Raw genomic sequence first — 14,596 nt, forward strand, 5'->3', positions numbered from 1 at the left:
GAGACCACTGTGGACTGGAGCACCCTCGGCGTCGTGCAGGCGCTGGGCGGTGGGGCCGACCCCGCCGCCGATCCCGGCACCTGCCGCGTCACCACCCCCGACGGCCACACCGTCGACATCCCCGCCTTCACCGGCGCCGACGGCCGGCTGCGGGCCCGGGTGCGGCACACCGCGCCCGGCACCTACGAGTTCACCTTCTCCGCCGGCACCACCGCCACCGTCGAGATGCCCGCGCCACCGCCGCCGCGCCGCGACCTCACCGCCCGTCCGGGCGAGCGGTTCCTGCGCGACGAAAACGGCCAGCCGTTCCTGTGGGTCGCCGACACCTGGTGGTACGCGTTCAGCGAGCGCGCCGACGACGCCGCCTTCGCCGAGCTGGTGCAGCTGCGTCGCACACAGGGGTTCACGGTCGTGCAGCTCGTCGCCGGCCTGTACCCCGAAACGACAGCCTTCACCCCGCAGGCCGCGACCGGCGGCCGGTGGTCCTGGACACCGGACCTGAGCCACCCCGATCCACAGTGGTGGGACGACGCCGAGCGGCGCCTGGCGGCGGTCGTCGCGGCCGGCCTGACCCCCGCCGTCGTCGGCGCGTGGAGCTACTACCTGCTCGACCTCGGCGACGAGCGCATCCGCCGGCACTGGCGCGAGATCATCGCCCGCTGGGCCGCCCTCCCGGTGCTCTGGTGCGTCTGCGGCGAGGTCGGGCTGCCGCACTACGACGAGCTGACCGCCGACGACCTGCCCGACCGCGTCGCCGACCTGGTCACCCGCTGGTCCGCGATCGGCGCCGAGCTGCGCAGGACCGACCCCTACCAGCGGCCGGTCACGTACCACCCCTGCCCGGCGTTCCGGCACCACACCAGCCTCGACGCGGTCGGCGACCAGGCCGAGGTCGACCTCGTGTGGATGCAGACCGGCCACGCCGACCGGGGCTCGGTGGCGCAGTCGCTGCGCGCCCTCGACCAGGCCCGCGCCGCCGAACCCCCGCTGCCGGTCGTCAACTCCGAGGTCTGCTACGAGGGGATCGCGGCCGGCTCCTCCGCGACGCTGCAACGGATGCTCTTCTGGTCGCACATGCTCGGCGGCGCGGCCGGCCACACCTACGGCGCGCAGGGCATCTGGGCCTTCGCCCGCGGCCGGGCCGACGACCCCGGCGACGTGTGGGGCACGACCGACTGGCAGGAGGCGGCGCGGCTGCCCGGCGCGGCGCAGACCGGGCTCGGCGGGCGGCTGCTGTCGGAGCTGCGGTGGTGGGAGCACCGCCCGTGGCAGAGCGGCGTGGCGCCCTACGCGACGCGGGAGAGCCCCTTCCTGCCGTACTGCGCGGGCACCGGCACCGAACGCGTCGTCTACGTACCCGCCAACAGCCTGCGCGAGCCCACCATCGGCATCTCGCTCGCGCTGCGCACCCTCGGGCTGCGCGAGCTCGGCGCCGGCACGTGGCGCGTCGACGTGGTCAACCCGCGCACCGGCGCGGTCGCCGCCACCCACGCCGCCCGCGTCGACGCGACAGGGGAGTGGGAGCTGCCCGGCACCCACTTCGCCACCTCCCTACCCACCTTCGAAGACTGGTTGCTGATCTGCCGTAAGGAGGGCGACGCAGCATGACGCGGCTGAGCATCGAGGACCTGGGCTGGCGGCCGGCCGACCACCGGCCGGGCGACGGGACCACCACCGTCACCGCCGGCGACACCACAGTGGAGCTGCGCTGGCCACGCCCGGTCGTGGCCGAGCCGGACCAGCTCGCGCACATCTCCGGCTGGCGCACGATCCCCGGCGGCCGCCTCGGCGAGGAGCCCGGCGAAGAGGCCGGCCTGCGCGCCGGCTACCACGCCGCCGACCTCGACGACACCACCTGGTACGCGGCCTCCCGCGTCAACGAGGTCACCTTCGGCTTCCCCACCTGGGAAGGCGAGTCCTACGCCGGCTACCTCTGGTACCGCACCCGCGCCGCCCGCCCGGCCGCCGGCGGCCCGCTCGCCGTCACGCTCGGCTCCCCGCTGGAACGCCGCCGCCTCACCTGGCGCGTCTTCGTCGACGGCGTGGAGGCCACCGCCGCGCCGGTCCACAGTGGAATGGTCACCGTCGACCTGGCCGGCGCGGGCGGGGACGGTCGGGAGCTGACCATCGCCGTCCAGCTGCGGGTCGAGCCGGTGTTCGCCCCGGACCAGGCCCGCGAGCGCGAGGGCTGGCGCAACGTCGACAAGTACTGCTACCAGCACGTACACGTGGCCGGCGCGTTCCGCACCCTGGACGCGGTCGAGGCCCGGCCGGACGGCGACGGGCTCGCGCTCGCATACCCGGACGGCATCACCGCCACGGTCCGCTACGAGACCGCCGGCGACCTCGTCCGGCAACGGGCCACCCTGCGCGGCGACGGGCCCTGGGTCTCGCACGTGCTCCTGACCGAGCAGGCGCGACCCGGCGCCGACTACCACGCCGACGGCGCGTGGGCGCGGTGGGACGGGCGGTTCCAGGCGGCGGTACATCCCGGCGCCGTCACCCACGCCGGCGACAGCGGACCGGTCAGCGCGTACTGGCCGGGCCGGCGCCTCACCACCGGACAGCCGATGGAAGCGCCGGACGTGGTGATCGGCGTCGACGTGCGCGACCTGCTCGCCCGCATCGGCCGCGAGCGCACGCCGTACCGCATCTACGACCCCTACGGCTGGTACCAGATCTCGCACGTCAACGAGCCGAAGATCGAGCTGACCGACGCGATGATGGGCGACATCGACACCGTGCTGGACCGGCTCACCGCCGCCGGCGCCACGTTCGACGCCCTCTCGCTCGACTGCGGCTGGAACGACCCCGAAGACCTGAGCCGCTTCCACCCGGCCAACTTCGCCGACGGCCCCGCCTCGGTGCAGGCGGTCATCAAGCGGCACGACCTCGACCTGATCCTGTGGGTCTCGCCCAGCGACGGCGCCCGCGCGTTCCGCCACGAGCTGGGCATGGCCGAGCCGCGGCTGGAGGCGGCACAGGCGGCCAACGCGGCCTTCCCGTGGCGGCTCTGCCCGGCCGCCGACCCGTGGCGGGGCGAGTTCCGCGAGGCGCTGCTGCGGCACGTGACCGCCAACGGCGCCACCGGGTTCAAAGTGGACGGCACCGAGCTGTGGTGCGTCAACGCCGCGCACGCGCACGCGCCCGGCATCCACAGCCTGCTCGCCACCACCGAGGCGCTCATCGAGACGTTCGAGGCGGTCATCGCCGCGGGCGCGCCGTTCCTGATGCTCTACTGGGGACTGCGCTCGCCGTGGTGGCTGCGCTACGGGGCGACGCTGTGGGAGCGCGACTACCTCGTCGAGGCGGCCGGCCCGTCCGGCGTAGCCTCGTGGCACCTGCGCCTGGCCGTGGCGTCCTCGCAGGACATCGGCCAGCAGTCGTACTGGTCCACCATCCCCGCCCACCAGCAGGACTCGCTCGGTGTGTGGGTGAGCACCACGCTCTGGGCCAGCAGGCAGGGCGCGGCGCAGTGGGAGGACGCGCAGATCCTCGACGTCGCCCGCGGCTCCCTGCTCAACCAGCTCTGGGGCGACCTGCGGATGGTCGACGAGGACCGGGTCGCCGCCCTCTTCGCGCTGGAGCGGGCCCGCCAGCCCGAGCTGCTCGGCGACGGCCGCCCGGTCGGCCGGGCCTGGCACGACGACGCCTACGGCTACCTGTGGTCCAGCGACGCCGGCAGCTGGGTCGTGCTGTCCCGCCCCGGCCCCACCGGCACCGTCGAGGTCGAGGTGCCGGCCGGCCGGCGCGGCGTGCTCGTCGACTACCTCACCGGCGGCGCCACGGCGCGGGCGTCCCTCGACGGCGGCGTGCTGCGGGTGGCACAGTCCGGCGGCAGCGTCATCGCCGTCTACCTGTCCACCGAGGACGGACCGGCGAGCGCTGGCGAGGAGCCACCCGTCCCCACGGCATACGAGTGGAGCGCGGCGGGGCAGAGCCGGGAGGCGGCCGGCGACGGCGTGAAGCCGGCCTACCTGGGGCGCGCGCCGCAGATCGCGAGCTGGATGAGAAACGAAAAGCCCGACGAGCTCACGCTGGACCGGATCGTCCCCTGCGTACCGGCCGCCGACCGCACGCTGGAGGTCGTGGAGCGGCGGTGGGAAGGCGAGGTCGACCTCGACATCGAGAGCCGGTGCGCGCTGGTGACGTCGGTGACCCGCGCGGGCGCCGCCTGGCACAACGACCGCCTGCACGAGCTCGTCGCGGTGACGCTGGAGGTCGACGGGGCGCCGGTCACGCCCGAGCGCTGGCCGCACTTCCACCACGAGCAGGCCGGCAGCTGGTCGTCCACAGTGGACGCGTTCACGCTGCCCGCCGGGCGGCACACGCTTCGGGCCACCGTCCGGTCGCTGCTGCCCGACACGGTCGACGCGACCACCGCGCTGTGGGTCCGCTGATGGAACGGATCTGCTTCCAGCTGCACGTCCGGCCGGACGCCGTCGAGGAGTACCGCCGCCGCCACGCCGAGGTCTGGCCGGACATGCGGGCGGCGCTCAGCGCGGCCGGCTGGCACAACTACAGCCTCTTCCTGCGCCCGGACGGGCTGGCCGTCGGCTACCTGGAGTCGCCGGACTTCGCCGCCTCGCTGGAGCGCATGGACGGCCTCGACGTCAACACCCGGTGGCAGGCCGAGATGGCGCCGCTGGTCGTCCGCGCCACCGGGCGGCGGGCCGACCAGAGCCTGGAACAGCTGCCCGAGATCTTCCACCTCGACTGAGGAGCCACCCCCACATGGAACGTGCCGCGCGTATCCGCCGCTCCTGCCTGGCGGTGCCGGGTTCGAGCGTGAAGATGCTTGAGAAGGCTCGGGGTCTGCCGGCGGATCAGGTGTTTTTGGATTTGGAGGATGCGGTCGCGCCGTTGGCGAAGCCGGATGCGCGTAAGAACGTGGTGGCGGCGTTGAACGAGGGTGACTGGGGTGGGCGGACGCGGGTGGTGCGGGTCAATGATTTGACGACGCCGTGGACGTACCGGGATGTGGTGGAGGTGGTCGAGGGGGCGGGGGCGAGCCTTGACTGTGTGATGTTGCCGAAGGTGCAGTCGGCGTCTCATGTGCAGTGGCTGGATTTGACGTTGACGCAGGTCGAGAAGGCGTTGGGTTTGGAGGTGGGGCGGATCGGGATCGAGGCGCAGATCGAGAATGCGGCTGGTCTGGTGAATGTGGATGCGATCGCGGGGGCTTCGCCTCGGGTGGAGACGGTGATTTTCGGGCCGGCGGATTTCATGGCGAGTGTCAACATGCGTTCGTTGGTGGTGGGTGCGTTGATTCCGGAGTATCCGGGGGATCCGTATCACTACATCCTGATGCGGATCTTGATGGCTGCGCGGATGCATGACAAGCAGGCGATCGATGGCCCGTTCCTGCAGATCCGGGATGTGGATGGGTTTCGTGAGGTGGCGAAGCGGTCGGCGGCGTTGGGGTTTGACGGTAAGTGGGTGTTGCACCCGGGTCAGATCGACGCGGCGAATGAGGTGTACTCGCCGGCTCAGGCGGATTATGACCATGCCGAGTTGATCCTGGACGCGTACGAGTTCTACACGTCGGAGGCGGGTGGCCGGCTGGGTGCGGTGATGCTCGGTGACGAGATGATCGACGAGGCGTCGCGGAAGATGGCGTTGGTCATCGCGGCCAAGGGGCGCGCGGCCGGGATGAGCCGCACGACCTCCTTCACACCACCCGAGGGCTGACCAGGCACATCAGGTCGAGGGCGAAGCGCACGTAGCGCCGGGCGATCTCCTCGGGCGACTCGGGGCCGCCGGCTTTGTACCAGTGCGGGATCGACGTGCACATGGTGACCACCGCGCGGGCGGCGTCTCTCGGGTGGGGTGTGCCGAACAGGCCCTCGCGGTGCGCCGCCTCGGCCTCGGCGTCGACCATCCGCTGCTGGCGGTTGCGCAGCCCGCGGATCCGCTCCCGGTCGGGCGGCCCCAGGCTGCGCATCTCGCTGAGCCCGACGAAGGCGAGCGCGCGCCGGTACGTGTGGTGCAGGGCCAGGCACTCCACGATCCGGGCGAACCGCTCGACCGGGTCGGCGCCGCCGTCGCGGGCGGCGGTCGTGCGCCACCACAGCGAGTCCAGGTACGCGTCCAGCAGCGCGACGAGCATGTCCTGCTTGCTGGCGTAGTGGTGGTAGAGGCCGGGCACCGACATCTCGCACCGCCGGGCGATGTCGCGGACCGCGGCGCCGGCGTAGCCGACCTCCAGGAACGCCTCCAGTGCCGCGGTGAGGACCGGGTCGAGGTCCATCGGCGGGAACGAGCGCCAGTCCCCGCCGGTGGCCGCCGCGGGCGGGCGGGTGCGCGGGGTGCCGTCCCGCTCGGCGTCCGGGCCGATCAGCTCGGTGACGGCGACGTCGAGCAGCTCCGCGACCCGGGCCAGCCGGGAGACCGTCACGCCGGTGCGGCCGTGCTCGATCTGTGACACCGTGGCCGCGCTGACCCCGAGCCGGCGGGCCAGCTCGCGCAGCGAGAGCCGCCGCCGCTGGCGCAGCTCGCGGATGCGCCGGCCGAGCGCGGCGGGATCGAGGGTCATGTCCGGTGTTTAGCTCAGCCAAACACCGTTGTCAACCAACCGGTCGTTGACGGTCGGTCAACGGTCACCGTAGAGTCGTTCCCAACCGAACGACTGGTAACGATCGAGCGATTGCGAGGAACCGGTGGACGACGCGCCGCGCCTGTTGCTCGACGTCGACGGCGGCCTCGCGCGGATCACCCTCAACCGGGCCGAGGCGTACAACGCGATCGACCTCGCCACGGCCCGCGCCTTCACCGCCGCCGTCCGCGCGGTCGGCGAGGCGCCCGGCGTCCGCGCGGTGCTGCTGAGCGGCAACGGGCCGGCGTTCTGCGCCGGCGGCGACGTCAAGGCGATGGCCGCCGCGGCCGACCGCGCCGCGTTCCTGCGGGAGCTGGCCGCCGAGTTCCACGACGGCCTCGCCCTGCTGGCCGAGCTGCCCTGGCCGGTCGTCGCGGCGGCGCAGGGCGTGGCCGCAGGAGCTGGCCTGGGCCTGCTGCTCTGCGCCGACCTGGTCGTCGCCGAGGAGACCGCGCGGCTGTCCACCGCGTACGGCGCGGTCGGCCTGTCCCCGGACAGCGGCGTCTCGTACCACCTGCCCCGGGTGGTCGGGCCCGCCCGGGCCTTCCGGCTCAGCCTGACCGGCAAGGTGCTGTCGGCGGCCGAGGCGGTCGCCTGGGGCCTGGTCGCCGAGGTCGTGCCCGCCGGCCGCGGCCTGACCCGGGCCGAGGCCGTGGCCCGCGCGCTCGTGACGGCGCCGCAGCCGGCGGCCACCGAGACCAAGCGCCTGCTGCGCGCCGCGGCCGCCCGCGACCTGCGCACCCACCTGGACGACGAGGCCCGCGCGATCGCCCGTGCCGGCGCCTCGGCCGACGCCGGCCGCCTGATCGGGGCGTTCACCGCCGGCCGGCGCGCGCGGACCGGGGCGGCCGGGGCCGAGGCAAGCCAGCGGGTGGAGCCCCGAGCCGGAACCGAGCGGTAGGAGCGACCATGCCCGTCGAGCGCATGATGCCCACGCCGGAGGCCGCCGACCTCATCGACCTGGTCCGCGAGATCGCGGCCCGGGACCTCGCGCCGGTGGCGGCCGGGCACGAGGCGGCCGGTACGTTCCCGCGCGACACCTTCCGCCTGCTCGGCAAGGCGGGACTGCTCGGCCTTGTCGGTCCGGAGCGGCACGGCGGGGGCGGCCAGCCGTACGAGGTCTACCTCCAGGTGCTCGAGGAGATCGCCACCGCGTGGATGAGCGTCGCCGTCGGGGTCAGCGTGCACACGCTGTCGTGCTACCCGCTCGTCGCGTACGGCACGGAGACGCAGCGGCGGCAATGGCTGCCCGCGATGCTCGGCGGCGACCTGCTCGGCGCATACTCGCTGTCCGAGGCGCAGTCCGGCTCCGACGCCGCCTCGCTGCGGACCCGCGCCGAACGCCAGGCGGACGGCGGCTACCGGGTCACCGGCACAAAGGCGTGGGTCACGCACGGCGGGCAGGCCGACTTCTACACGCTGTTCGCGCGCACGGCGCCGGGGCAGCGCGGGATCTCCTGCTTCCTGGTGCCTGCCGGCGCGCCCGGGCTGGCCGCCGCCCGGCCGGAGGAGAAGATGGGCCTGACCGCCTCCACGACCGCGCAGCTGCACCTCGACGGCGTACCGGTGCCGGCGGAGCGGCTCGTCGGCGCGGAAGGCGAGGGCTTCCCGATCGCGATGTCCGCCCTCGACGCCGGCCGGCTCGGCATCGCCGCCTGCGCGACCGGGCTGGCGCAGGCCGCGCTCGACGCCGCCGTGGCGTACGCGCACGAACGCGAACAGTTCGGCCGGCCGGTCGCCAGCTTCCAGGGGCTGTCGTTCATGTTCGCCGACATGGCGGCCGCCGTCGCGTCCGCCCGGGCCACCTACCTCGACGCGGCCCGGCGCATGGACCGGGGGCTGCCGGTCACCCGGGAGGCGGCGATCGCCAAGCTCGTCTGCACCGACGGCGCCATGCGCGTCACCACCGACGCGGTACAGGCACTGGGCGGCTACGGGTACACAAAGGACTTCCCGGTCGAGCGCTACATGCGCGAGGCCAAGGTGACGCAGATTTTCGAGGGTACGAACCAGATCCAGCGGATCGTCATCAGCCGTGCGCTCGCGGCCGGCGCGGCCCGCTGAACCGGACACAGAGGACGGTCATCGCCGTGGACATCAAGGACACCGTCGCCGTGGTCACCGGCGGGGGCTCCGGCCTGGGCCTCGCCACCGCGCGCCACCTGACCAGCCTCGGCGCGCGGGTGGGCGTGGTCGACCTGCCGACGCCCTCGGCCCGGGAGGCGGTCGCGGCGCTCGGCCCGGCCGCCGCCTTCTTCGCGGCCGACGTCACCGACTCCGAGCAGCTCGAGGCGGCGGTCGGCGGCGCGGCCGCGCTGGGCCCGCTGCGGGTCGCGGTCGCCTGCGCCGGCATCGCCACCGCCCGGCGGATCCTCGGGCGCGACGGCACCCCGCTGCCGCTGGCCGAGTTCCGGCGGGTCGTCGACGTCAACCTCGTCGGCACGTTCAACCTCATCCGGCTCGCCGCCGCCCGGATGGCCGGCAACGAGGCGGTCGACGGCGAGCGTGGCGTCATCGTCTGCACGGCCTCCATCGCCGCGTACGAGGGGCAGGTGGGCCAGGCCGCCTACGCCGCCTCCAAGGCCGGCGTGGCCGGGCTGACGCTGTGCGCCGCGCGGGACCTGGCCGACCGGCAGATCCGGGTGCTGTCCATCGCGCCCGGCCTCTTCGAGACGCCCATGCTCGCCGGGCTGCCGGAGGCCGCGCGGGAGGCGCTCGGCGGGCAGCTGCCGCACCCGAGCCGGCTCGGGCGGCCGGACGAGTACGCCCGCCTCGTCGCCCACGCGATCGACGTGCCGATGCTCAACGGCGAGGTCATCCGCCTCGACGCGGCGCTGCGCCTCGGCCCGCGTTGAGTGGGCGGTCAGGCCGGCGCGGCGGGCAGCCTGATCCGGCTGTTGTCCCAGCTGAGGATCCGCTCGTCGGGCACCAGCCGGAGCGTGACCCGGTCGCGGTAGACGGCCCGCGCGGCGGCCGGCATGCGCTCGTCGGGCAGCCGGTGCGCCGCGTACTTGGCGTCGAACAGCCCGCCCACGAGCGCGACCGTCCGCTCGTCGGTGACCACCGAGAGCCGCCCGCTCAGGTGCACCGCGGCCAGCTCGGTCCAGGCCCGCCCGGACTCCACGAGAAACGAGGCGCGCGGGTCGCGCCGCGCGCGGGCCACCTTCTTGCCGCCCGGCGGCGTGGTGAAGCAGACGGTCCGCTCCAGCACCACGAACCAGACCGGCAGCGCCACCGGGAAACCGTCCCGGCGCAGCGTCGTCAGGATGCCGGTGTGCGCTCCCTCCACGAACGCCCAGGCCTCGTCCGGCGTCAGCCTGATGCTCACTCGCTCTCCCCTCCGGCACGGCGCCGTGCCTCGTCCCGCCCCGCGGCGGCGAACCCGGCCGGGTCGAACGGCCGCTCCAGCGCCACCGCCTGCTCCCACTCGCTCGCGGCGGCGGCCGCCGCGCCCGGCCCCCGGTCGTACAGCCGCAGCACGTCCCGCACCGCGCCGGTCCGCGGGACCTGGCCGGCCAGCTCGCCGGCGAAAGGCAGCAGCCGCTCGTGCGGCACCACGTGGTTGACCAGGCCGATCCGCTCCGCCTCCGCCGCGGACACCGACCGTCCGGTCAGCGACATCTCGCGCGCCCGCCGGACGCCCACGGCCTGCGGCAGCAGCGCGGTCAGCCCCCAGGTCGGCACGACGTCCAGCCGCGCGTGGGTGTCGGCGAACGTGGCCCGCTCGGAGGCGACCACGAACGACGCGCTGAGCGCGATCTCCAGCCCGCCGCCGACGCACGCCCCGTTGACGGCGCAGATGACCGGCTTTCCCATCGCCCACAGGGCGCGCGCCGGATGGTGCCAGAAGCGCTTGCCGTACCGGTCCGCGAACTGTGCCGCGTCGGTGAAGTCGTTGCCCGCGCAGAACGCCGGGTCGGCGCCGGTGAGGATCACCGCGCGCACCGCGCCGTCCTGGTCGGCCTCGGCGAGCAGCCGGCACAGCTCGACCTGCATGTCGCGGGAGAGGGCGTTTCGCTTGTGGGGGCGGTCGAGGACGATGGTCACGACCCCGTCGCGGCCGGAGACGCGCATGCCGTCGAAGCTACCTGAGTACAGCCTTTTCTGCTATATCATTAAGATGATGTCTGGCGAGCTGCGCGACGAGGTCCGGCGGTGGTGCGCCACCCACGTCCCCCCGGACTGGCGGCGGGAGCAGGCCGGTGCCGGGCACGACGAGTTCGTCCGGTTCCAGCGGTGGTGGTTCAACGAGCTCAAGGGCGGCGGGTACGCGTTCCCGCACTGGCCGGGCGAATGGGGCGGCGGCTACGACCTGGCCCGGCAGGCGGTCATCTTCGAGGAGCTCGCGCGGGCCGACGCGCCCCGCCTCGTGCTGCACTTCGTGGCCCTGCACCACGCGGCCGCCACGCTCTTCGCCGCCGGTACCGAGCAGCAGCGGGCGCGGCACCTGCCGGCGATCCGGGACGGCGAGATCTGGTGCCAGGGCTTCTCCGAGCCCGACGCCGGATCCGACCTCGCCTCGCTGCGCACCCGGGCCGAGCGGCGCGGCGACGTGTACGTCGTCAACGGGCAGAAGATCTGGGCGAGCGGCGCGCTGGACGCCGCGTGGTGCCTGCTGCTGGCCCGCACCGACCCGTCCGCGCCGAAGCGCCGGGGCATCTCGTACCTGATCATGGACATGCGCGCGCCCGGCGTGACCGTACGGCCGATCCGGCAGATCACCGGCGAGCAGCACTTCTGCGAGATCTTCCTGACCGACGTCGAGATCCCGGTCGCCGACCGCGTCGGCGCGGAGAACGACGGCTGGCGCATCGCGCAGAGCACGCTGAACTCCGAGCGCGGCGGCACGATGATCGAGCTGGCCGAGCGGCTGGCGCACGGGTTCGAGTGGCTCGTCGAGCTGGCCGCCCGAAACGGCGCGGTGGACGACCGCCTCGCCCGGCTGGCCAGCGAGGTGCAGGCGCTGCGGCTGCTCGTGCGGCGCCCGCTCGCGCGAGGCCACGACGGCGCGGCCTACGGCGCTTTCGCCTCCACCGTCAAGCTCTTCTACAGCGAGCTGCTGCAGCGGATGACCGGGTACGGCGTCGAGCTCAGCGGCCTCGCGGGCCAGGAGCGCCGGCCGCGCCCCCTCAGCTCCGGGTGGGAGTCGGGGCTGTGGCTGCTGGACTACATCGGCTCGTGGGAGTGGACGATCCCCGGCGGCACCAGCGAGATCCAGCGCAACATCATCGGCGAACGCGGGCTCGGCCTGCCGAGGGAGGCCCTGTCGTGACGCTCGACGAGGCGGACCGTGCGGCGCTGCGGGAGCTGGCCGGAACGCTCGCCGCCGCGCTCGCCACCCCGGCCCGGGTGCGCGCCGCCATGGACGCCGGCGGCCGGCCGGACCGCGAGCTGGACGCCGAGCTCGCGTCCACCGGGCTGTGGGGGCTGGAGGCGCCGGAGGAGTACGGCGGCGGCGGGGCGAGCTTCCACGAGCTGGCCACCGTGCTCCAGGAGCTGGGCGCGCGGGCGGCGCCGTCGCGGCTCACCACGAGCGCCGTGCTCTGCGCCGGCGCCGTGCTACTGGGCGGCACCGCCGCGCAGCGCGAACGGTGGCTGCCGGCCCTGGCGGCCGGGCAGGCGTACGGCACGGCCGCGCTCACCGAGTGGTGCGCCACCACCCCACCGACCGGTCGGGTACAGGCGGAGCGGCACGGCAGCGGTTGGGTCCTGCGCGGGGCGGCCGCACACGTCCTCGACGCGCGGGTGAGCGACCTGCTCGTGGTGCCGGCGGTGGCCGGCCCGGACAGCCTCGTCGCGGTCGTGCCGAGCCGGGCCGGCGGGGTGGCGACCCGGCCGGTCGCGATGACCGACGGGACGCGCTGCGCCGACCACGTCACGCTCGACGGCGTGTCCGTGCCCGACGCCGACGTGCTGGCCGTCGGCAGCGACGCGGACCGGCTGATCGCGGCGCTGGTCAACCGCGCCGCCGCCGCGATCGCCGCCGACTCGGCGGGCAACGCCCAGCGGGTGCTGGCGATGACGGTCGGGTACGCCGGCGAGCGCCAGCAGTTCGGCCGGCCGATCGGCTCCTTCCAGGCGGTCAAGCACCAGGCCGCGGACATGCTCGTCAACGCCGAGACCGCCGCCGCCCTGCTGGACGCCGCCGTCCGCGAGGCGGCGGCGGAGCCGGCGGAGTGCGAGGTCGCGGTGTCGATGGCCAAGGAGTACGGGTGCGAGCGCGCGGCCGCCAACGCCGGCACGGCGCTGCAGCTGCACGGCGGGATCGGCTACACCTGGGAGCACGACCTGCACATCTACCTCAAGCGCGCGAAGCTCAACGAGTTCCTCTTCGGCGACGGTCGATGGCACCGCGCCCGCGTCGCCCGGTCCCTGGTGCGGCGCGCCGGACCGCCGGCTGGCCTATCATCATCAGGTCCCGGCGAAAGGAACAATGGTGCCTCGGCCATCACGACGCGCTGAAGTGCGGACCACAGCGGCACGCCTCATCCGCGAGCACGGCTACGACGCGGCGACCATGGATCTGCTGGCCGACGAGCTTGGCCTCAACAAGGGCACGCTGTACCACTACTACCCGTCCAAGAGCGCCATCCTCTACGAGCTGCTCTCCGACCAGGTCGACGCCACGCTGGAGCTGGTCGGCCGGGTGCCCCGCGACGGGAGCGCCACCGACCGGATGCGGTCGCTCATCAGGCTCCAGGTCGAGCACGTGGCGACCAAGCAGGACGAGCTGGTGGTCTTCTTCCAGGAGCTGCCCTGGATCGAGCAGCACCTGGACGAGGAGCAGGCGACCGACCTGCGGCGGCGCATCGACCGGTACGAGCGCTTCACCCGGCAGCTGATCACGGCTGGCGTACGGGCGGGGGAGTTCCGCGAGCTCAACGTCAACATGATCATGTACTCGGTCATCGGCATCCTGGCGTACGTGCCGAACTGGTTCCGCGGCACCGCCCGCAAGGCCCAGGAGTCGCTCGTCGACGAGCTGTCGGAGTTCGTCGTCAACGGGATCCTGCGGCGCTGACGGCCCCGGCGGCGTAGATTACCAACCAGTTGGTTGGTCTGGGAGGAGTCGCCGTGCCGGAACGTACGCTGATCGTGGAAGAGCCGGCGCCCGGCGTCGTGCTCGTCCGGCTCAACCGTCCGGACCGGCTGAACGCGTTGAGCGCCGACCTGATGGCGGCGCTGGAAGAGCTGTGGACCCGGTTGCGGCGGGGTTCCGGCGTGCGCTGCGTGGTCCTCACCGGCAACGGCCGCGGCTTCTGCTCCGGGGCGGACGCCGGCTTCCTCGCCGCCGACCGGGCCCCGCGCGGCGCGGGCCTCGACGGCGAGCTGTCGTTCGTGCCCGGCCGGATCCTCGACGTGCCCGTCGTCGTCGCGGTCAACGGCGTCTGCGCGGGCGGCGGCCTGCACTTCGTCGCCGACGCCGACATCGTCATCGCCGCGGAAACTGCCACCTTCCTCGACCCGCACGTGTCGGTCGGCCAGGTCAGCGGGATCGAGCCGCCGTCGCTGGCGCTGCGCCTGCCGCTGCCGGTGATCTCCCGGATGGCCCTCATGGGGCGCGACGAGCGGCTGACCGCCCGCCGGCTGTACGAGCTGGGGCTCGTCACCGAGCTCGTCGACGAGGCCGGCCTCGTCGACCGGGCGGTGGAGATCGCCCGCGTGGTCGCGTCGGCGTCACCGGCCGCGGTCCGCGCCACCCGCCGCTCCTGGCGGCGGCTCAGCGACGGCCTCGTCGAGCCGGCGATGCGCGAGGGCTGGGACGACGTCCAGAAGCACTGGCCACACCCCGACGCCGCCGAGGGACCGGCCGCCCTGCGCGACAAGCGCCCTCCGGTGTGGACGGACTGACCCCGGGACAGATGTTTGCCCCGGCCCGCGTCACCTGCGGACCGCACGCGCGGGGCCCCCGGGGAAACGTGGAGCGCAGCGGAGCGTTTTTGGGGTGCTTTCCCGCGGGCACCGCAGAGGCCGGCGGCTCGCGGGGCTCGCCGAGATCCC

The 14,596-nt window shown here is 74.1% G+C and carries 14 protein-coding genes; 11 read left to right on the forward strand and 3 right to left on the reverse strand.

Annotation, left to right across the window (positions count from 1 at the left end; translation table 11 throughout):
- The first annotated feature begins 9 nt into the window (after positions 1-9).
- The 4 genes from Phou_RS31480 to Phou_RS31495 are packed head-to-tail and all read left to right on the forward strand — an operon-like array spanning position 10 to position 5,691.
- Positions 10-1,608, forward strand: coding sequence for an apiosidase-like domain-containing protein (locus tag Phou_RS31480; RefSeq protein ID WP_173062738.1), 1,599 nt, complete (start codon positions 10-12; stop codon positions 1,606-1,608).
- Positions 1,605-4,400 carry a hypothetical protein gene (locus Phou_RS31485; RefSeq protein ID WP_173062741.1) on the forward strand — a complete coding sequence of 932 codons (2,796 nt, stop codon included), beginning with the start codon at positions 1,605-1,607 and terminating at the stop codon, positions 4,398-4,400. Before Phou_RS31480 ends, Phou_RS31485 begins: the two co-directional genes overlap by 4 nt.
- Positions 4,400-4,720, forward strand: a complete 321-nt coding sequence (locus tag Phou_RS31490; protein WP_173062744.1) for an L-rhamnose mutarotase — start codon at positions 4,400-4,402, stop codon at positions 4,718-4,720. Before Phou_RS31485 ends, Phou_RS31490 begins: the two co-directional genes overlap by 1 nt.
- A 14-nt stretch (positions 4,721-4,734) precedes the next feature.
- Complete coding sequence (locus Phou_RS31495; RefSeq protein ID WP_173062747.1) at positions 4,735-5,691, forward strand: HpcH/HpaI aldolase/citrate lyase family protein; 957 nt, start codon at positions 4,735-4,737, stop codon at positions 5,689-5,691.
- On the opposite strand, the gene Phou_RS31500 is transcribed toward Phou_RS31495, so the two are convergent.
- The gene (locus tag Phou_RS31500; protein WP_173062750.1) at positions 5,672-6,535 is read right to left on the reverse strand and encodes a TetR-type transcription factor C-terminal domain-containing protein; all 864 of its coding nucleotides are present in this window, start codon (positions 6,533-6,535) and stop codon (positions 5,672-5,674) included. The two genes, Phou_RS31495 and Phou_RS31500, sit on opposite strands and share 20 nt — an antisense overlap.
- Before the next feature lie 124 nt (positions 6,536-6,659).
- Between Phou_RS31500 and Phou_RS31505 the strand changes: the two genes are divergently transcribed.
- Genes Phou_RS31505 through Phou_RS31515 form a run of 3 tightly spaced genes read left to right on the forward strand, consistent with a single transcriptional unit; the run spans position 6,660 to position 9,450 of the window.
- Positions 6,660-7,496, forward strand: coding sequence for an enoyl-CoA hydratase/isomerase family protein (locus Phou_RS31505; RefSeq protein WP_218579285.1), 837 nt, complete (start codon positions 6,660-6,662; stop codon positions 7,494-7,496).
- Between the two features lie 8 nt (positions 7,497-7,504).
- On the forward strand, positions 7,505-8,659 hold the full coding sequence (locus tag Phou_RS31510) for an acyl-CoA dehydrogenase family protein (protein ID WP_173062752.1): 1,155 nt from the start codon (positions 7,505-7,507) through the stop codon (positions 8,657-8,659).
- Positions 8,660-8,685: 26 nt separating this feature from the next.
- On the forward strand, positions 8,686-9,450 hold the full coding sequence (locus tag Phou_RS31515; RefSeq protein ID WP_173062754.1) for an SDR family NAD(P)-dependent oxidoreductase: 765 nt from the start codon (positions 8,686-8,688) through the stop codon (positions 9,448-9,450).
- Positions 9,451-9,458: 8 nt separating this feature from the next.
- Here Phou_RS31515 and Phou_RS31520 read toward each other — a convergent pair whose 3' ends face one another.
- Positions 9,459-9,923: a pyridoxamine 5'-phosphate oxidase family protein gene (locus Phou_RS31520; protein WP_173062756.1), complete on the reverse strand. Its 465-nt coding sequence runs from the start codon at positions 9,921-9,923 to the stop codon at positions 9,459-9,461.
- Positions 9,920-10,669 carry an enoyl-CoA hydratase-related protein gene (locus Phou_RS31525; protein ID WP_173062758.1) on the reverse strand — a complete coding sequence of 250 codons (750 nt, stop codon included), beginning with the start codon at positions 10,667-10,669 and terminating at the stop codon, positions 9,920-9,922. Before Phou_RS31525 ends, Phou_RS31520 begins: the two co-directional genes overlap by 4 nt.
- A gap of 49 nt (positions 10,670-10,718) precedes the next feature.
- On the opposite strand from Phou_RS31525, the gene Phou_RS31530 reads away from it, so the two are divergent.
- The 4 genes from Phou_RS31530 to Phou_RS31545 are packed head-to-tail and all read left to right on the forward strand — an operon-like array spanning position 10,719 to position 14,446.
- Positions 10,719-11,867, forward strand: a complete 1,149-nt coding sequence (locus tag Phou_RS31530; protein ID WP_173062760.1) for an acyl-CoA dehydrogenase family protein — start codon at positions 10,719-10,721, stop codon at positions 11,865-11,867.
- The gene (locus Phou_RS31535) at positions 11,864-13,057 is read left to right on the forward strand and encodes an acyl-CoA dehydrogenase family protein (protein ID WP_173062762.1); all 1,194 of its coding nucleotides are present in this window, start codon (positions 11,864-11,866) and stop codon (positions 13,055-13,057) included. The genes Phou_RS31530 and Phou_RS31535 overlap by 4 nt, the downstream gene beginning before the upstream one ends.
- Position 13,058: 1 nt before the next feature.
- Positions 13,059-13,616 (forward strand): TetR/AcrR family transcriptional regulator, encoded by a 558-nt coding sequence (locus tag Phou_RS31540; protein ID WP_173062764.1) that lies wholly within the window; start codon positions 13,059-13,061, stop codon positions 13,614-13,616.
- Between the two features lie 53 nt (positions 13,617-13,669).
- Positions 13,670-14,446: an enoyl-CoA hydratase/isomerase family protein gene (locus tag Phou_RS31545; protein ID WP_173062768.1), complete on the forward strand. Its 777-nt coding sequence runs from the start codon at positions 13,670-13,672 to the stop codon at positions 14,444-14,446.
- The last annotated feature ends 150 nt before the right edge of the window (positions 14,447-14,596 follow it).

It is taken from the genome of Phytohabitans houttuyneae, from assembly GCF_011764425.1.
In the GTDB taxonomy this organism is placed as follows: domain Bacteria; phylum Actinomycetota; class Actinomycetes; order Mycobacteriales; family Micromonosporaceae; genus Phytohabitans; species Phytohabitans houttuyneae.

Excerpts from the sequence above, each read along its gene's own strand:
- Phou_RS31485 (WP_173062741.1), top strand. The coding sequence starts at position 1,605 with ATGACGCGGCTGAGCATCGAGGACCTGGGCTGGCGGCCGGCCGACCAC.
- Phou_RS31500 (WP_173062750.1), bottom strand. The coding sequence starts at position 6,535 with ATGACCCTCGATCCCGCCGCGCTCGGCCGGCGCATCCGCGAGCTGCGC.
- Phou_RS31530 (WP_173062760.1), top strand. The coding sequence starts at position 10,719 with ATGTCTGGCGAGCTGCGCGACGAGGTCCGGCGGTGGTGCGCCACCCAC.
- Phou_RS31510 (WP_173062752.1), top strand. The coding sequence starts at position 7,505 with ATGCCCGTCGAGCGCATGATGCCCACGCCGGAGGCCGCCGACCTCATC.
- Phou_RS31495 (WP_173062747.1), top strand. The coding sequence starts at position 4,735 with ATGGAACGTGCCGCGCGTATCCGCCGCTCCTGCCTGGCGGTGCCGGGT.
- Phou_RS31525 (WP_173062758.1), bottom strand. The coding sequence starts at position 10,669 with ATGCGCGTCTCCGGCCGCGACGGGGTCGTGACCATCGTCCTCGACCGC.
- Phou_RS31490 (WP_173062744.1), top strand. The coding sequence starts at position 4,400 with ATGGAACGGATCTGCTTCCAGCTGCACGTCCGGCCGGACGCCGTCGAG.